Raw genomic sequence first — 17,941 nt, 5'->3', positions numbered from 1 at the left:
GTCGGCGCGCTCGCCGTCGACAGCGCCCGGCGCCGGCGCCGAGCGCGCGAGAGGCGGGCCGCCCCCCGCCTCTGAGGAAGGACCCTCGCGCAGGACCGCCCAGGCCGCTCAGCCGGCCCGGGCGGTCCTGCGCGCGTCCGCTCGTCCGTGCGCCCGCGGTAGCGGATCCGTGGTGCGGACGCACCGATGCCTGCCATCTGCGAGATCGCGTTCCCGCGCCGAAAGCGCCTGCATTTGCATGAGCCGCGGCGGTCGCCGCATCGCGCGGACGACCCCCGTCGCCAGAACACACACGAAGGAGTGACCAGTGCAGGCACCAACCGCATCCCCCATCCCGCCGTCCCTCGCCGCACGACGGCGCATCACCACATGGTGCGTCGCCGGCGCCCTCGTCGCCGGCTCGGTGTTCGCCTTCGGCCCCGCGGCCTCCGCGTCCACAGGAGAGACGCTGACCGTGACCTCGGCCGGCGTCACGATCGACGAGAACACGTCGCTGACCGAGCTCGTCATCGAAGAGGGCGGCACGATCACCATCCCGTCGGACAAGCGCCTGACGATCCTCGTCAACGGCGTCGAGACGGCGCAGAAGTACTATTCGGCGGCGAAGGACGTCGTCACCCCCTCGCTCGTGCCCGGCACCTACGAGGGCAACATCGAGCTCGTGCTCACCGACGCCTACGACTATTCCACGCAGGGCACCACCTTCCAGCTCCGCCAGGCGCTGTACGTCGGCTCGGACGGCGTCGACGTCGACAGGTCCGTGCTCGACAACATCTACGGCGGCACCTTCTCCGACACCGAGGCGGACGGCGTCACCATCCGTTCCACCGGCGAGGGCTACAACGGCATCGACGTCCAGGACGCCGACTACGCCATCAACGACGCGACCATCGACTTCGTCGGCAACGGCCGGTTCGACTTCGCGGGGGCGGGCGCCGCCATCCGCGCGGCCGGCAGCGGCACCGTGGTCGTCGACGGCGCCGACATCGACACGGAGGGCGCGGTGCGCACCGGCATCGTCGCGATCGACGGCAGCACGCTCGTGGTGAAGAACTCGGACATCTCCACCTCCGACGGCGTCCTGCCCGACGACTACGTCCTCTCGGGGGGCAACATGCGCTCGGTGCCGTGGACGCTCGGCCTCACCGGCAACGTGCGAGCCACGAACATGCTCGGCGCGAACACGCGGGCGACGTACCTGAACTCCAGCGTCTCGTCCACCGGCTGGGGCGTGCTGTCCACCGACAGCACCTCCAACAGCTACCTGACCGCGATCAACACGACCGTCACCACCGGGGGCCACGGCTACGGATCGTACGCCGACGGCCAGTCGGTGACCGACACGTTCCTCGGCACGACCTTCGACGTCGACGACTACGCGCTGATCAGCACCGGCGGCACGGTCGTGTTCGGCGACTCCGACCAGGAGTCCGTCAGCGCGTTGAACAGCACGGCGAGCCTGGGCCTGACCGACGACGACATCGCCACGGTCACCGAGCAGCCGACCACGATCGACTCCGACCGCTTCGGCGTCATGTGGCACGGCGGCGGCCAGACGAACATCAACGCGGGCAGCGTCACCGTCGAGGGCGCCACCAGCATCCACACCGGCGAGACCGTGTTCCAGGACAAGGCCAATCAGGTGGCGGTGAACGTGGACGGCTCCGAGGGCGCCAGCCTCGTCTCCGACAGCGGCGTCATCTTCCAGCTGATGGAGAGCGACGACGCGGGCCTGGGCGCCACGAGCTACACCGAGCCGAGCACCACGGCGACGCGGTCCTCGTACGACGTCACGACGGCCCAGGCGAAGGATGCCGTGGTCAACCTGAGCGACATCGACGTCGACGGCGACTACTACAACGCCATCGTGGACACCTCGAAGAACCTGGTGCTCAACCTCACCGACTCGACCATCACCGGCGTCGCGTCCTCGAGCACCGCGGTGCACTCGCAGTCGACGATCCTGCCCGACGAGTACGAGCTGATCGGCGAGGTGACCAACACCGTCTCGCCCACCGTGAACAACGGCGTGATCGTGAACCTCGCCGGCGACTCGACGTGGAACGTGACCGGCACCTCGTACCTGAGCTCGCTGACGGTCGGCGCCGACGCGACGTTGCAGGCCGCGAACGGCCAGGAGCTGTCGGTGACCGTCGACGGTGTGAAGACGGCGATCCAGCCCGGTGTCACCTACACCGGCGCGATCGTGGTCTCGCCCGACACCGAGGCCGACATCGACACGACCACGGCGGTGAGCACGCGCACACTGGGCGCCACGCAGTACCTGGCCGTCAAGGTGACCAACGACGACTCGGTGGCCGCGGACATCACGATCGACACGGCATACGGCTCGAAGACGTTTACGGGCGTCCAGCCGGGCAAGTCGGTGAGCGCATCGTTCAACTCGAAGCTGAGCTCCGTGCCCGCGGGCTCGGTGACCGTGACCGCGAGCGGCACGCTCGACGGGACCTCGGTGACGACCACCACGACGACCGACTACGCGGCGGGCTAGTCGCATCGACCGGATGCCGTCGGCGCCCGTCGCGCCGACGGCATCCGTGCGCGACGACCGCGATCACAACGGCAGCTCGGCCAGCGGAGCCTCGTGCGAGACCAGGAACCGCCCATAGGCCTCGCGGGCGGTCAGGGGATCCACCGCGCCGTGGCGCGACAGGGTCTGCACATCGCGCCAGCACCGTTCGAACGGCGCCGACTCGGCGACCGCCTCGGCGCCGATCGCGCCCATCACGGCCTCCACGGCGGCGACGCCGTCGGCCGTGGCCCAGCCCGTGTCGATACGGCAGCGCGTGCGCACCGCCGAGGTCATGGGGCGACCGCTGCGGGCGCTGCCGTCCAGCGTGCTCGCCGCGCGGGCCAGCCGCAGCCGGGCGCTGGACAGGTGCATCGCCGCGTCGGAGAGCTTGCCCTGGATCGTGGCCGACTCGGCCGCCGTCCGATAGCGGGTGCCCGCCCACGGCCGCGTCCGGGCCGCGACGATCGCGCCCTCGAGCGCTCCGGCCGCCGCACCCACCACGGCCGCGGCCGGCGCGATGGCCAGCGCGGGGTCGTGACCGCGGTTCTCCACACCGCACTGCACCTCCTCGTCGGCCACGAACACCTCGTCGGCCTCGACCGTGTCGGCGCTCGCCGCGCGCAGCCCGGTCGCGGTCCAGGTGCGGTGACGCGTCAGCTCGGTCATCGCCAGGTGGGTGCGGGCGACCCCGCGGCCCTCCTCGTCGTCGGGCAGGACGAGCAGGACCCCGAGCCAGTCGGCGTGGGCGCTGCCGGGAACGGCGTTCCATCGGCCGGACACGCGGAATCCGCCCGGCACGCGACGGACCTCGCGGGTCGGAGACGGGGAGAAGGTGACGATCGAGCCTTTCCCCGATCCGAGCACGCGGCCGTGGACCTCGGGTGCCGCGGCCGCCTGGGCGGTCGCGTAGGCGAACGACCCGACCACCCAGGCGGTCGAGGCGTCGGCCTCGGCGAGCGCCGAGACCGCGTCGACGATCGCGGCGCAGTCGGCTGCGGCGTCCCGGGCGCCGGCCGCCCCCAGCTGCAGCAGCTTCGCCGAGGTGAGCGCGTTCAGGATCGGCGCCGTGAGCCTGCCGTTGTGCTCGGCCGCCGGCGCGTGCGCGCGCAGCACCGGGAGCGTTCCCCGTGCGCGCTCGACGGGGTCGGCAATGTGCTGCGCGGCGAGCGGAGAGAGTGGGACAGAAGCGGTCATCGGCGATCAACCTCCTCGGGGTCGCGGGGCCCCTATCGCGACATCGCGATGCCTTCAAGGATGCGGGCCCGGCCGCGAACGCGCAGCAAGATCGGGCGATACCTGCTATCCGCGCTTTCCCGGAATGAGTATCGCGGAGGCCGATGACACCCATCACCGGTGTCGTCTTCCCGCGTCCGACGGTGCGATGCTGTGCTTGGCGCACTGGCGAAGAAGCCAACCCGATCGGCGAGGATGCCGTGCACGTGGCACCGCGCCCTGACACAGCAGGAGTGTGTTGTGAAGAAAATCAGCAAATGGGGCATCGTGGCGGGCGCCGCGTTGCTCGCCCTCACACTGGGAGGGTGTACGACCGATTCGTCGGGCACCACCTCGGCGACGGACAGCGAGATCACCGCGGCGCAGCAGGAGGCGCTGGACACCGCGTACGCGGGCTACGGCTCGGACCTGTCTGACCTTCAGTCCGTCGACGTCGCGTCGGGCAAGTCGTTCTACGTCATCTCGTGCGGCGAGGCGGTCCCGAGCTGCCACCTGCCGGCCCAGGCGATGGTGGATGCCGCGGAGGCGGCCGGCTGGACGGCGTCGATCGCCGACGGCAACCTGAACTCCGGCGGCACCGGCTTCGCCGACGCCGTCAACCAGGCCGTCGCGGCCGGCGCCGACGTGATCGTGCCGGTCGGCTTCCCCTGCGTCGCGGCGCAGACCGCGTTCACCGCGGCGACCGACGCCGGCGTGACCGTCATCGGCGGCGGCGGCGTCGACAACTGCGACCCGCAGGAGTGGGCGTCGATCCGCTACTGGCTGCAGGACGAGGACCCGGACACGGGCATCTGGTACCGGCAGGCGGAGCTGCAGGCCGACTACGCCTACGGCAAGCTCGGTGACGATGTGAAGGCGATCGTCATCAACGCGACCGGCGGCCCCTGGGGCCAGTACCTCGTCGACGGCTTCAGCGAGCAGCTGACGAACCTCGGCCTCGACGCCGACAGCGCGGTCGTGGACACCGTCACGGTCAGCGACGAGGAGAACGGCGACGGCTCCTACGTGCAGAAGGTGATGACCGAGATCCTCGCCCACCCCGAGGCGAACACCCTCATCATCCCGGTGGACGGCTACCTGACCGGCGGCCTCTCGCAGGCCATCGTCGCGGCGGGCCTGGACGACCAGCTGCTGATCATCGGCCGTTCCGGCGACGAGTCGGCGCTGCAGCTGATCCAGGCGGGCAACAGCGGGTTCGACGCCACCGTGGGCTACGCCTCCGAGTGGGGCGCCTGGGGCTCGATCGACACCGCCATCCGTGTGCTGGCCGGTGAGGACCCCGCCTACATCGGTGAGCAGATCCAGATCGTCGACGCGGACAACAACATGCCGTCGTCGGGCGACTACGTCGGCGATGTCGACTTCAAGTCGGCGTTCGAATCGTCGTGGGGTGTCAACTGACGCTCTCGTAGAACGAGCGGAGGCCCCCGGATCGTGAGATCCGGGGGCCTCCGCTCGTTGCGCCCAGGGGCGGGGATCCCGCCGATGACAGGCATCTGGGCCGCGTGGTTCCCCCGTATCGGTTGCGGTGATTACATGGTCACCGGCCGGAACCCGCGCCCGCACCCGACAAAGGAGTCGTCACAGTGACCACTGCGCAGACCACCCCCGAATACGTGCTCCTCCTCCATGACGTGGAGAAGCAGTTCGGTGGCACGCGCGCGCTGCGAAAGGCATCGCTCGCGGTGCGTCCCGGCACCGTGCACGCGCTGCTCGGCGGCAACGGCTCCGGCAAGAGCACCTCGATCAAGATCCTCGCGGGCGTCTACAACGCGGACGGCGGGGAGCTGGAGATCGGCGGCGAACGCCGCGATCTGCGCACCTGGACCGCTCAGGACGCCCACAACGCGGGGCTGCGGTTCGTGCACCAGGACCTCGGCCTGTTCGAGGAGCTGTCGATCGCCGAGAACTTCGGTCTCGACACCGGCTTCCCGTTGACGCGGCTGGGCAACATCAAGTGGCGTGAGCTGGACGCCGAGGTCGCCGCGGTCCTGGCCGAGTACGACCTGGACGTCGACCCGCACCACGCCGTCGCCGACCTGCGCCCCTCCGACCGCACGATGGTCGCGATCGCGCGTGCGCTGCGCGGCAGCAGCGACGGCGAGCGGCGCATCCTCATCCTCGACGAGCCGACCGCCTCGCTGGCGGCGGCGGAGTCGGCCCTGCTGCTGGAGAAGGTCCGGCGTCTGGCGGACCGCGGTCAGACGGTCGTCATGGTCAGCCACCGCCTCCAGGAGGTCCTCGACGTCGCCGACGACTTCACGGTCTTCCGCGACGGCAAGGTCGTCGGCACGCTCGTCGACGCGCATCCCACCGAGGACGAGCTCATCTCGCTCATGGCCGGCGGTCTCACCGTCGCGCTGGCGCCGACCGGTGAGCGGTCCCACACCCGCGGCGCGCCGACGCTCCAGGTGGAGCGTCTGGAGTCCGGGCCCCTGCGGGACGTCACCCTGACCGCGCACGAGGGCGAGATCGTCGGCATCGCCGGTCTGCAGGGCTCCGGCCGCAGCTCCCTGCTGCAGGCGCTGTTCGGCGTCCACCGCCCGTCGTCGGGCACCGTCACGCTCGGCGGCAAGCCGTTCACGCCGAAGGACGTGCACGACGCGATGGCGGCGGGGGTCGGCATGGTCCCCGAGAACCGGGTGCGCGAGGCCGCCTTCATGGACCTCACGGTCAGCGACAACCTCGCCCTCGCCGTCCTCGACGAGAACTTCACCGGCGGGCGGATGCCGCGCGAACGCGAGCGCAGGACCGCGCGTGAGCTCATCTCCCGCTTCGGCGTGAAGGTCGGCGGCCCCGACGCCCTGTTCAGCTCGATGTCGGGCGGCAACCAGCAGAAGGTCGTCATCGCCCGCTGGCTCCAGCGCCAGCCGCGGCTGCTGCTGCTGGACGAGCCGACGCAGGGCGTCGACGTCATGAGCCGCGCCGACATCTACGAGACCATCCGTGCGGCGGCGCACGCCGGCTGCACCGTCCTGGTCGCCTCCAGCGACATGTCCGAGCTGCACGCCCTGTGCGACCGGGTGCTCATCCTGGCGCGCGGCCGCATCACGGGAGAGGTGCTCGCCGGCGAGACCGACGTCGACGGCCTCGTCTCGCTCGTGCTGCGTGAGCCCAGCACCCGCCGCACCATCTACGATCCCCTGCCCACACCCGAAAGGACGAAGACGTCATGACCACCCCCGCCTCGGTGCAGCCGACCGGAACAGCCCCGGTGCCGCCGACCGATACCGTCGTCGTCGCCAAGAGGCAGTCGCCGGTCACCGCGTTCTTCGAGAAGTACACCCTGATCATCATCACCCTCGTGGTGATCGCGTTCTTCGCGGTGTTCCCCGGCACGAGCGCGCAGTTCCTCACCGTGACCAGCCTGAACACGGTGCTCACGAACATGCTGTGCCCGCTCATGGTCGCGCTGGCCGCGATGTTCCCGTTCGTGGCGGGCTACATGGACTTCTCGGTCGGCGCCACCGCGGCGCTGGTCTGCGTGCTCTCCGCCCGGCTCATGGACGTCACGGTCAACGGCTTCGGCTGGCCGGTGTGGCTCGCCGTGCTCGTCCCCGTCGTGGTCTCGCCCGTGATCGGCGTCGTGAACGGCTTCTTCGTCACCCGGATGAAGATGAACCCGTTCGTCACGACGCTCGGAATGTCCCTCCTGCTCTACGGCATCTCGATGCTGTGGACGGGCGGTCAGCGGCTGTCCTCGCCCGCCGGGTCGTTCATCACCTACTTCAACACCACGAAGCTGCTGGGCCTGCCCCTCTCCGTGTACGCGGTGCTGGTCGTCGCGCTCGTCGTCTGGTACGTGCTGACGCACACCCCGTACGGCCGCTCGCTCTACGGCATGGGCTCCAGCACGCCGTCCGCGCGGCTGGTCGGCATCCGCGTCGACCGGAATCTGTGGTGGGCGTTCGTCATCGCGTCGTTCCTCGGCTCGTTCGCCGGCATCCTGCAGCTGATCCAGGTCGGCAGCGCCACGGCCAGCGACGGCGGCTCGCTCCTGTTCAAGGGCATCACGTTCATCTTCCTGTCCGCCACGGCCATCACCCCCGGCTTCTTCAACGTCTGGGGGGCGGTCATCGCCGGCATCCTGCTCTCGGTCTCGGTCACCGGCCTGACCTTCATGGGATACGCGGGCTGGACCACGAACGTGTTCAACGGCGTCGCCCTGATCGCGGCGGTCGCGCTGTCGACCTATCTCGGTCGCAAGAAGCGGAACGGCTGACCATCGAGACGGTCCTCATCGTCGGGGCGGGTCCGGGCGGGCTGGCGGCAGCCATCGCCCTGGCCCGCCTCGGCGTCGCGGTGCAGATCGTGGAGATCGAGCCCGAGCTGACGGCGGCCGGCGTCGCGGTGAACGTGCAGAACGCGCCGCTGCGCGCGCTGGCGACCCTTGGGGTCATCGACGACGTCGTGCGCCGCGGGCACAGCACCGCGACCGTCCATCTCCTGGACGCCGACGGCGTCCCGGTCGCGCCACCGCTGCGGCCGGCGCCGCTGGTGCCCGGCTACCCCGCATCGGTCGAGGTTCGCCGGATGGACGTCGCGCGCATCCTCGAGGCGGCGGCGCTGCGGGCCGGGGCCGCGATCCGGTACGGCGCGAGCGTGACCGCGCTCGAGGACGACGGCTCCCGGGTGCAGGCGACGTTCACCGACGGCAGCAGGGGCGGCTACGACCTCGTGATCGGGGCGGACGGCATCCACTCGCGCGTGCGAGACCTCGTGTTCGGCCCGCAGGACGACCTCCTCGAATACAGCGGCCAGTGCATCTGGCGCGCCGAGGCCGAGCGTGGCGACATCGACGAGCTGATGATGCTGTCCGGCCCGGCGGGAAAGCTCGGCCTGCTGCCGCTGACCGACGAGCGCATGTACGTGTACCTCCTCAAGGACTTCGCCTCGCCCCCGGCCCGCGGCGAGCTCGGCGACGTGGACGCCGCGCTGCGCACCGCCCTCTCGGACTTCCGGGGGCCGGCCGCCGGGGTCGCGGAACGCCTCCTGCCCGGCGCCGACTTCCGAGGCCTGCACAGCCTGCTGATGCCGGCGCCGTGGTTCCGCGGTCGCGTCGTGCTCATCGGGGACGCCGCGCACGCCACCACCCCGCACCTGGCGTACGGGCTGGGCCTGGCGGTGGAGGACGGCCTCGTGCTGGCCGAGTCGCTGGAACGTGCGGACGACCTGGACGGCGCGCTGACCGAGTTCATGCGACGGCGTGACGATCGCTGCCGCCTCGTGGTGGAGAACTCCCGGCGGCTGTCGGCGTGGGAGCAGCGGCCGCCGGCGGACCCGGCGGCGCCGGGGCGGCTGATGAGCGAGTCGATGACGATCCTGACGAGCCTGCCGTAACCGCGTGGGGCCTTCATAGGCGCGTTTCCTACACTGTGCTCAGAGATCCCCCGATCTCCGCTTCACAAGACGACTGACATGCTCAGGGAAACACAGCGCCGTGACCGACTCCCGCAAACTCGACTTCAACCTGGTCGTCGTCCTCGACGCGCTGCTGGCCGAACGCAATCTGACGCGCGCGGGGGAGCGCGTGGGCATGACCCAGCCGGCCGTCAGCGGCGCGCTCGCCCGCCTGCGCGAGATCTTCGACGACCCGCTGCTGGAGCGCGAGGGACGGGGGTTCGTCCTCACGCCCCGGGCCGAGTCGCTGATCCCGGTCGTCGCGGAGTCGATGAACGAGGTGTCCCGGGTCTTCGACGTGCTGCCCGAGTTCGACCCCGCGGTCAGCTCCCGCACGTTCGAGGTGGCGGCATCCGACTACGTCCTCTCCGAGATCACGAGCCCGCTGCTGCGACTGCTCGAGCGTGACGCGCCCCACACCCGCGTCGCCTTCTCCGGGCTTCCCGTGGACGCCTTCATCTCGCCCGTCGACCTGCTGCGCACCGACGTGAGCATCGCCGGCACCGGCCGGGGCGTGCCCGGCAAGCGCGCGTCGCTGTTCTCGGACCGCTTCGTGTGCGTCGTGGACGCGGCCAACCCGATGCTCGTCGACGGCGCGCTGTCGCTGGCGGCGCTGAGCCGGCTGCGGCACGTCCGCTCGGTGTTCGGCGCCTCCACCCACATCGACGACATGCTCAGCGCGGCCGGCATCGTCCCGCATGTGGCGGCGACCGTGCAGGGGTTTCTCACCGTGCCGTTCACGGTCGCCGGCACGCCCTGGGTCGGCTGGGTGCCGGAGCGCACCGCGAACCGCTACGCGGCGACGCTCGGCCTGGTCATCGCCCAGACGCCGATCGCGCCGAGCGTGCTGGTCGAGGCGGCGCACTGGCATCCGTCGAAGTCCGACGACCCCGCCCTGCAATGGCTCGTCGGCGAGCTCCGCGCGGCCGCCGAGCTGGTCGAGTTCGGGGACGCCGGCGGGCGCTGAGTACGCAATCTGTCGACAGTAGGTACCAAATTCTGGTCATCTCGTCAACGACATCTCGGTGATAGCAGCCATCGCCGTTGTGTTCCTTCTTCTGGTGTCGCCACTTCTCCTAAGAACGAGGGAGGACGAAGTCGTCCCGCGCCGACGATGGCGCACCCCCGGAAAGGAACAGCATGATCCCCCCCACTGCGAAATTCCCCCGACCGGACTGTGCGAGAGTGCAGACCAGACACATCGTCTTCGGGGCCCTGGTCGCCGCCGCGCTCCTGGGCGCGCCGGCGGCGGCGGCCTTCGCCGACGACGACGGCACGCTCACCGTCGCCGCGGGCGAGACCTACGAGGTGACCTCCACCACCGAGCTCGACTCCCTCGTCCTCGAGGAGGGCGGCACGCTGACGGCGCCGGACGGATACATCCTGACCCTCACCGTCGACGGGATCGAGCAAGGACAGGAGTTCGACGAGTGGCCGGCGGTCACCTCGTCCATCCAGGCCGGCACCTACACCGGCGACGTCGTGCTGACCGTCGCGGTCGAGCACTCGCTCACCTCCAGCACGCTCTCCTTCCCGTTGCGGCAGGGCCTGTACGTGGACGCCGACGGGGTGAACGACGACTACTCGGTCCTCTCGAGCGTCTCCGAGACCACGCTGAACGACACGACGGCGACGGACCTGAACATCACCTCGACGGGCGCGGGCTTCGGCGGCGTCTGGGTCGACGGCGGCACCTACACGCTCGTCCATCCCACGATCTCGCTCTCCGGCAGCGGCCGTAGCGACTTCGTCGGGCTCGGGGCCGGGATCGTCGCCAACGACGGTGCGACCGTGACCGTCGACGGCGCCGACATCGACACCTCGGGCGTCGTGCGCACGGCGCTCGTGGCCGAGGGCGACGGATCCAACCTGATCGTGAAGAACTCGGACATCTCGGTGCTCGGCGGCGCGCTGCCGGACGGCTACATCACGAACACGTCGCTGGACTACATGGAGGACGCGCCCTGGACGCTGGGCATCAACGGCTCGGCGCGGGCGACCAACCTGCTGGGCACCGGGACCAAGGCGTCGTACATCAACACGTCGGTCTACGCCGACGGCTGGGGAGTGCTGTCCACCGACTCCGGCTCGGGCAACTCCCTCACCGCGATCGACAGCACGTTGACCACGGGCGACTCCGGCTACGGCACGTACGCGATCGGCAACGCCACCGAGGAGCTGCTGGGCACCACGTTCAACGTCGCCGACTACGCCACCATCATCTACTTCAACGACGGCACGACCGTGCACTTCGGCGACAGCGACGCGGAGTCGGTCGCCGCCCTGAACGACAGCCTGTCGCTCGGTCTGACCGACGACGAGCTGGCCGCCCTCCCGGAGCAGTCGACCACGGTGAACTCCGGCAAGGTCGGCGTGATGCTTCCCGGCGCCGGAAACGTCGTCGTGGACGGCGGCACCGCGTTCAACACCGTCGGCGCGGTGTTCCTCGACAAGGGGGACGACACGATCACCAACATCGCGGTCGACGGGTCCGAAGGCGCCTCCCTCACCTCCGAGGAGGGCACGATCCTGCAGATCATGCAGACCGACAACGCCGGGGCCGAGAACGTCGATTACAACGGCGCCACGCTGGCGTCGCGGGAGAACACGACCTACACCGACACCGGCGAGGTCGACGAGGACACGTCCTGGGATCTCACCAGCACCGACACGAACTCGCAGACCGAGTTCTCGTTGGCCGACTCGTCGGTGACGGGCAACTTCTTCAACGGCGCGCGCGAGCCGAAGAACCTCGTGCTCACCCTGACCGACAGCACGGTCGACGGGCTCATCACCTCGAGCTCGACGTCGCACCGGGGCATCACGACGATCACCCGGGCGGACTGGGACCAGGTGAGCGTCGTCGACAACGTGGCCTCCGCGCCGATCAACAACGGCGTGATCCTCACCCTCGACGGCTCGACCTGGGAGGTCACGGGCACGTCGTACCTGACGAGCCTGACCACCGACGACGAGTCGGCGATCGAGGGCGCGGACGGCCGCGGCGTGAGCATCACGGTCGACGGCGTCGAGACCGCGATCGAGCCGGGCGTGACCTACACCGGCGAGATCGTGGTGTCGCTCGAGGAGCCGGCCATCGACACCACGACGACCGCGACGACCCGTGCGATCGGCGCGAGCCGGTACCTGGTCGCGACTGTCACCAACGACTCGGACGTCGTCGCCGACATCACGGTCTCCACCCCCTACGGCGACAAGACCTTCACGGGTGTCGCCGCCGGCGCGTCGGTGAGCGTGGCGTTCAACTCGCATCTGTCGGCGCTGCCGGCGGGGACGGTGACGGTCACGGCCGCCGGCACGGTCGACGACGAGGACGTCACCACGACGACCACGACCGACTACGACGCGGCGGGATAACCCCCACCCGCCGGTCGAAAGCCGAACGCGCCGTGCGCACCCAGGTGCACGGCGCGTTCGGCTCGCCGGCGCTGACGGCTCAGTGCGGGATGCCGAGGTCGCGGGTGTTGCCGTCGAGGTCGGTGTGCACGAAGGAGTTGTACGCGACGAGGATGTCCTGGAACCGGTCCGTGTCGTCGAGCTCGTACATGATGACGCCGTTGAACTCGAAGGTCTCGCCCTTGCGCACCGGCCCGAACAGCGACTGGTCCGCGTCGTGCTTGGCGACGAAGACGGTGTTCATCTGGATGGCGGCGCGGTGGTCGTCGGAGACGAACCGCGGCACCGTGAGCCGCTCCTCGAAGTCCGGCCAGATGAGGTCGTTGTAATGGTGCTTCATCCCGTCGATGCCGGTGAACTCCAGGGTGCCGTTCTTCATGTGCATGTCGTCGGCGAGGTAGTCCTCGAACGCGGTGTCGTCCTCGGCGTTGAAACGACGGATGTACTCACGGAAACGCTCTTCGCGCACGAGATGTCCCTTCGACGGTGAATGGTGTGCTTCGACGCTACGGACGCGGACACCGCGGCGGAACGTCCGCGGGCGCATAGGAGGTATCCGGTTCCGCGCCGGTCACCGGCTCGCGGCGATGCGGGTCGACAGCTGGTGCGCGTGGGCGAGGAGGACCCGGCCGAGCTCCGCGATCCGCTCCGGCCCGAACCGGAACTGCACCCCGGTCAGGCTCAGCGCCCACTGCGGGTGCCCCTCGCGCGTGAACACCGCGGCCCCCAGCCCGTAGCTGCCCTCGACGATCAGCCCCGGGTTCACCGCGAACCCGCGCGCCGCGGTCTCGGCGAGCCGTTCCCGCAGGCGTCGCTCGTCGTGCGCGGCCCCCCACCGCGATCCCAGGTCCGGATGCCGCTCGAAATAGGCGTCCACATCGTGGGGAGGCAGGAACGCGAGGATCGCGAGCCCGGCCGAGGCGACGCCCAGCGGGAACCGGACGCCCTCGCTCAGCACGAAGGAGCGGATGGGGAACGAGCCCTCCTCGCGCAGCAGGCACACCGTCTCGTCGCCGCGCCGGACGGAGAGGAACGCGCTCTCCTCGGTGCGCACCGCGAGCGAGCGCACGATGTCGCGGGCGGTCGCGGTGATGTCGTACCGCGCCGCGGCCACGGTCCCCATGAGGTAGAGCTCGGGACCTGCCACCCATCGCGCCGTGCGCTCCTCCTGGTCGACGAGGCCCTCGTCGCGCAGGGCCGACAGGATGCGGTGCGCCGTCGGCCGGGTCAGCCCCGCCGTGTCCGCCAGCTGCGCCGCGGTCGAGCCGTCGGTGCCGGCGGCCGTCACCAGCCGCAGCAGCCGGGCCGCGCGGGTGACCGACTGCGCGCCGGAGGTCGATCGGGAGATGTCCACGATATGGACGCTACGGCGGCGGTGTTCCATATCGCAAGCGCGGGCTCGCCGGCTGCCCCGCCCCGGCGGCATGCTGGGCGAGGCGCAGCGCGGCGACCGGCCGCATCCGCTCGAGGAGGACGTGTGATCGACAAGCAGGTCGCGAGCGCGGCGGAGGCCGTCGCCGACATCCCCGACGGCGCGAGCCTCGCCGTCGGCGGCTTCGGGCTCTCCGGCAACCCGATGGCGCTCATCGAGGCGATCCTCGCGCAGGGGACCACCGACCTGCGCGTCGTCTCCAACAACTGCGGCGTCGACGACTGGGGGCTCGGGGTGCTGCTGAACGCGCACCGCATCCGCACCATGACCTCCTCGTACGTCGGCGAGAACAAGGAGTTCGAGCGGCAGTTCCTCACCGGCGAGCTCGAGCTGGAGCTGACCCCGCAGGGCACGCTGGCCGAGAAGCTGCGCGCCGGCGGGTCGGGTATCGCGGCGTTCTTCACCCAGACCGGCGTGGGCACGCAGGTCGCAGGCGGCGGCCTGCCCCGTCGCTACGCCGCCGACGGCAGCGTCGCCGTCGCCTCCCCGGTCAAGGAGGTCCGCACGATCGTGGTGGGGGGCGTGGCGGCCGAGTACGTGCTGGAGGACGCGATCGTCACCGACTTCTCGCTCGTGCACGCGCTGCGCGGCGACCGCCACGGCAACCTCGTCTTCAACAAGGCGGCCCGCAACTTCAACCCGCTCGCGGCGATGGCCGGTCGCGTGTGCATCGCGCAGGTCGAGGAGCTCGTGGACCCCGGCGGGATCGACCCGGATGCCGTGCACCTGCCGGGCGTGTTCGTGCACCGCGTCGTCGAGGTCGGCACCGGCATCGCCAAGCGCATCGAGAAGCGCACCGTGCGCACCGGAGGGAACTGAGATGGCGCTGACCCGTGACGAGATGGCCGCCCGCGCGGCCCGCGAGCTGCGCGACGGCGCCTACGTGAACCTCGGCATCGGGCTGCCGACGCTCGTGCCGAACTTCGTGCCCGACGACGTCACCGTCGTGCTGCAGTCGGAGAACGGCATCCTGGGCGTCGGCCCGTATCCCGCCGAGGACGCCGTCGACCCCGACCTCATCAACGCCGGCAAGGAGACCGTGACGGTGCTGCCGGGTGCGGCGTACTTCGACTCCGCCACGAGCTTCGGCATGATCCGGGCGGGCAAGATCGACGCCGCCATCCTCGGCGCCATGCAGGTGTCTGCCTCCGGGGATCTGGCGAACTGGATGATCCCCGGCAAGATGGTGAAGGGGCCGGGCGGCGCGATGGACCTCGTGCACGGCGCCGGCAGGGTCATCGTGCTGATGGAGCACACCGCCAAGGACGGGTCGCCCAAGATCGTGCGGGACTGCTCGCTGCCGCTGACCGGGCGGCGCGTCGTCGACCGCATCATCACCGACCTCGCCGTGATCGACGTGACCGACGGGGGCCTGGCCCTGGTGGAGCTCGCCCCCGGCGTCACCGCCGACGAGGTGATCGCCGCGACCGAGCCCGAGCTGATCATCCGCCTCCCCGCGCGTCCATAACTCAGGCAGAACGCGGGCTGGGCGCGGATCCGCCCCGGGCGGCAGCCGATCTGCCTGAGTTATGCGCACCGGCCCGCGCCCGCGTCCCCCTCTCCGAACCTAAGGTGGAACCCATGAACACCGACGACGTCGTCATCGTCGCGGCGGCGCGCACGCCGCAGGGCCGGTTGAAGGGCCAGCTCTCCTCGTTCAGCGCCCCCCAGCTGGGCGCGTTCGCGATCGCCGGCGCGCTCGAGCGGGGCGGGATCCCGGCGGATGCCGTAGACGCCGTGCTCGTGGGGCAGGTGCTGCCGGCGGGGTCCGGGCAGAACGCGGCGCGGCAGGCCGCGATCGGTGCGGGCCTCGGCTGGGACGTGCACGCGGCGTCCATCAACAAGGTCTGCCTGTCGGGGCTGACCGCGGTGATCGACGCGGCGCGGATGCTGAGGCTCGGCGACGCACGCGTGGTCGTCGCGGCCGGCATGGAGTCGATGACCCGTGCTCCGCACCTGCTGATGGGCTCGCGCGAGGGCTGGTCGTACGGCACGGTCGAGGTGCTCGACCACATGGCCTACGACGCGCTGACCGACGCGTTCGACAGCGAGAGCATGGGGGCCTCGACCGAGCGGCACAACGAGCGGTTCGAGGTGACCCGCGAGCAGCAGGACGCCGTCGCCGCCCGGTCGCACCAGCGGGCGGCCGCGGCGTACGAGGCCGGCGTGTTCGAGGGCGAGATCGTGCCGGTCGAGGTGCCGCAGCGCAAGGGCGAGCCGGTCGTGCTCACCCGCGACGAGGGCATCCGGCCGGAGACGACCGTGGAGACGCTCGCCGGGCTCCGGCCGGCGTTCGCGGCCGGCGGCACGATCACCGCGGGCAACGCCTCGCAGATCTCGGACGGCGCCTCGGCCGTGGTGCTGACCACGCGCTCGCACGCCGATGCCTCCGGCTGGCCGGTGCTGGCCGTCGTCGGCGCGTCGGGTCAGGTGGCCGGCCCCGACAACTCGCTGCACGCGCAGCCGGCGCACGCGATCGCCGCGGCGCTGCAGAGGCAGGGGATCGCCGCATCCGACCTCGACGTCGTCGAGATCAACGAGGCGTTCGGCGCCGTGGTGGCGCGCTCGCAGCGGGAGCTGGGGCTGCCCGACGACGTCGTCAACCCGCACGGCGGCGGCATCGCGATCGGTCATCCGGTGGGGGCGAGCGGCAACCGGCTCGTCGTGCACGCGGTGCACGAGCTCGTCCGCCGCGGCACCGGCACGGCTGCGGTGGCCCTGTGCGGCGGCGGCGGCCAGGGCGACGCCCTGATCCTCACCCGCTGACTGCGGGCCCGCTTGGGATCGTGGGCGCGATCAAGCCGGTCGTTCGCCCCACTTGTCTTGCCGTATCGGCCGGTGGGAACTCACGCGTTCGGTGAATCCCGAAGAGTGCCCGCAACGGATCGGCTGCCTTCGCAGGCATGTTCTCGTCGAGGAACAGATTCATCTCAGTGCTGAACGACGGATTCATCCGCCCGGCCCGTCGCTTTGCCATCCGCACGGGCGACGAGGTCGCGCGACGCCATCTGCGCGACCTGTCCCACCAGGACGGGCCGCGGATCTCGGGCACACCGCGGTTCATCCGCACCTGCCACTCGCCGTGGTCGATCCAGCGGTGGTGGAACCAGCAGAGAGCCACTCCGTTGTCTGTGTGGGTGGGTCCGCCGTTCGCGTGCGCGATGACGTGGTGGATCTCGCACCAGTCGGCCGGCACCGTGCACCCGGGGATCACGCACCCGCCGTCGCGGAGCTTGATCGCCCGTCGCTGGTGGTGGGTGAAGATACGTTCCAGGCTGCCGAGCTCGACGATGCGCCCTGCGCCGTCGAACACGACCCGCTGGATGTTGCCGGCGCATGCCGTGTGACGAGCCACCCCGAGACTCACCGGCTCGTCGATGCCGTTCACGTGTGCATAGCCGCGCCCCTCGGCGAGGTCTTCGGCGCGCACGGAGACCACGAGCGTCGGCGCAGAGCCGCCATTCGTCGGCAGGATGCCGGATGCCGCGACCTGGGTGAGGATCGTCGCCAACACGTCGTGCTGCTTCTGCGCCCGGGTGCGGTGGTCTGCTGGTGGCGCCGTGTCGTCTGAGTTCTCGTCGGCGAATCGCGGCCCTGTCGGCACGGGCAGGCCGTCGACGTGCGGGTTGAGCAGGCTGTCGCTCACCGACTGGAACTGCCCGGCGACCTCGACCAGCAGATGACCCGAGACCGGGACCAGCCCGCGGCACGGGCGGCCGAACGTGAGCCCTCGCATCCGCATCGCCCGCGCCTCGGTCGGCTCGGCTCCGTCGGGGTCAAGGTGCGTGGCCCACACCGTGGCCATGATGCGCAGTTCCTCGGCCGTCGGCCGCGGCGCACCGTCGTCGGCGCGCGCGGCCGCGGCCAGCTCTTCGTCGGCAGCGGCCGTCGCCTGTGCGCCGGCGATCGCGGCCGCCCTGCGAAGC

The 17,941-nt window shown here is 70.8% G+C and carries 14 protein-coding genes; 10 read left to right on the top strand and 4 right to left on the bottom strand.

What is annotated here, in order from left to right; all coding sequences use genetic code 11:
• Nucleotides 1-307: 307 nt before the first annotated feature.
• Nucleotides 308-2,512, top strand: coding sequence for a beta strand repeat-containing protein (locus tag QM626_RS04410; RefSeq protein WP_415074379.1), 2,205 nt, complete (start codon nt 308-310; stop codon nt 2,510-2,512).
• A gap of 63 nt (nt 2,513-2,575) precedes the next feature.
• On the opposite strand, the gene QM626_RS04405 is transcribed toward QM626_RS04410, so the two are convergent.
• Nucleotides 2,576-3,727: an acyl-CoA dehydrogenase family protein gene (locus QM626_RS04405; protein ID WP_415074377.1), complete on the bottom strand. Its 1,152-nt coding sequence runs from the start codon at nt 3,725-3,727 to the stop codon at nt 2,576-2,578.
• Between the two features lie 279 nt (nt 3,728-4,006).
• On the opposite strand from QM626_RS04405, the gene QM626_RS04400 reads away from it, so the two are divergent.
• The 6 genes from QM626_RS04400 to QM626_RS04375 all read left to right on the top strand — a co-directional run bounded on the left by QM626_RS04400 (nt 4,007) and on the right by QM626_RS04375 (nt 12,544).
• Nucleotides 4,007-5,167 carry a sugar ABC transporter substrate-binding protein gene (locus QM626_RS04400; RefSeq protein ID WP_415074375.1) on the top strand — a complete coding sequence of 387 codons (1,161 nt, stop codon included), beginning with the start codon at nt 4,007-4,009 and terminating at the stop codon, nt 5,165-5,167.
• Nucleotides 5,168-5,352: 185 nt separating this feature from the next.
• Nucleotides 5,353-6,942: a sugar ABC transporter ATP-binding protein gene (locus QM626_RS04395; protein WP_415074373.1), complete on the top strand. Its 1,590-nt coding sequence runs from the start codon at nt 5,353-5,355 to the stop codon at nt 6,940-6,942.
• Nucleotides 6,939-7,988, top strand: coding sequence for an ABC transporter permease (locus QM626_RS04390; protein ID WP_415074371.1), 1,050 nt, complete (start codon nt 6,939-6,941; stop codon nt 7,986-7,988). Before QM626_RS04395 ends, QM626_RS04390 begins: the two co-directional genes overlap by 4 nt.
• Nucleotides 7,892-9,106: an FAD-dependent monooxygenase gene (locus tag QM626_RS04385; protein ID WP_415074381.1), complete on the top strand. Its 1,215-nt coding sequence runs from the start codon at nt 7,892-7,894 to the stop codon at nt 9,104-9,106. Before QM626_RS04390 ends, QM626_RS04385 begins: the two co-directional genes overlap by 97 nt.
• A gap of 100 nt (nt 9,107-9,206) precedes the next feature.
• Entirely contained in the window at nt 9,207-10,133 is a 927-nt protein-coding gene (locus QM626_RS04380; protein ID WP_415074369.1) for a LysR family transcriptional regulator, read from the top strand.
• A 218-nt stretch (nt 10,134-10,351) separates the two neighbouring features.
• Nucleotides 10,352-12,544, top strand: coding sequence for a hypothetical protein (locus QM626_RS04375; protein ID WP_415074367.1), 2,193 nt, complete (start codon nt 10,352-10,354; stop codon nt 12,542-12,544).
• Between the two features lie 79 nt (nt 12,545-12,623).
• Here the strand turns inward: QM626_RS04375 and QM626_RS04370 are convergent, their stop codons facing one another.
• The gene (locus tag QM626_RS04370; protein ID WP_415074365.1) at nt 12,624-13,052 is read right to left on the bottom strand and encodes a nuclear transport factor 2 family protein; all 429 of its coding nucleotides are present in this window, start codon (nt 13,050-13,052) and stop codon (nt 12,624-12,626) included.
• Nucleotides 13,053-13,154: 102 nt separating this feature from the next.
• Nucleotides 13,155-13,937 carry an IclR family transcriptional regulator gene (locus QM626_RS04365; protein ID WP_415074363.1) on the bottom strand — a complete coding sequence of 261 codons (783 nt, stop codon included), beginning with the start codon at nt 13,935-13,937 and terminating at the stop codon, nt 13,155-13,157.
• Between the two features lie 123 nt (nt 13,938-14,060).
• Here QM626_RS04365 and QM626_RS04360 point away from each other — a divergent pair, with 123 nt between their 5' ends.
• From QM626_RS04360 to QM626_RS04350, 3 genes are all read left to right on the top strand, one after another.
• Entirely contained in the window at nt 14,061-14,834 is a 774-nt protein-coding gene (locus QM626_RS04360) for a CoA transferase subunit A (RefSeq protein WP_415074361.1), read from the top strand.
• Between the two features lies 1 nt (nt 14,835).
• Nucleotides 14,836-15,483: a CoA transferase subunit B gene (locus QM626_RS04355; RefSeq protein ID WP_415074359.1), complete on the top strand. Its 648-nt coding sequence runs from the start codon at nt 14,836-14,838 to the stop codon at nt 15,481-15,483.
• Nucleotides 15,484-15,596: 113 nt separating this feature from the next.
• Nucleotides 15,597-16,781, top strand: coding sequence for an acetyl-CoA C-acetyltransferase (locus QM626_RS04350; protein WP_415074357.1), 1,185 nt, complete (start codon nt 15,597-15,599; stop codon nt 16,779-16,781).
• Here QM626_RS04350 and QM626_RS04345 read toward each other — a convergent pair.
• Nucleotides 16,771-17,941, bottom strand: a 1,171-nt coding sequence (locus tag QM626_RS04345; RefSeq protein ID WP_415074355.1) for a DUF222 domain-containing protein, incomplete at its 5' end; no start/stop codon positions are given. The two genes, QM626_RS04350 and QM626_RS04345, sit on opposite strands and share 11 nt — an antisense overlap.

Source organism: Microbacterium sp. (assembly GCF_047606385.1).
Classification (GTDB): domain Bacteria; phylum Actinomycetota; class Actinomycetes; order Actinomycetales; family Microbacteriaceae; genus Microbacterium.
This window is presented reverse-complemented; position numbering and strand designations above follow the sequence as displayed.

Bases quoted from the DNA above. Each gene is read 5' to 3' on its own strand.
- QM626_RS04350 (WP_415074357.1), top strand. From the start codon at position 15,597: ATGAACACCGACGACGTCGTCATCGTCGCGGCGGCGCGCACGCCGCAG.
- QM626_RS04405 (WP_415074377.1), bottom strand. From the start codon at position 3,727: ATGACCGCTTCTGTCCCACTCTCTCCGCTCGCCGCGCAGCACATTGCC.
- QM626_RS04390 (WP_415074371.1), top strand. From the start codon at position 6,939: ATGACCACCCCCGCCTCGGTGCAGCCGACCGGAACAGCCCCGGTGCCG.
- QM626_RS04355 (WP_415074359.1), top strand. From the start codon at position 14,836: ATGGCGCTGACCCGTGACGAGATGGCCGCCCGCGCGGCCCGCGAGCTG.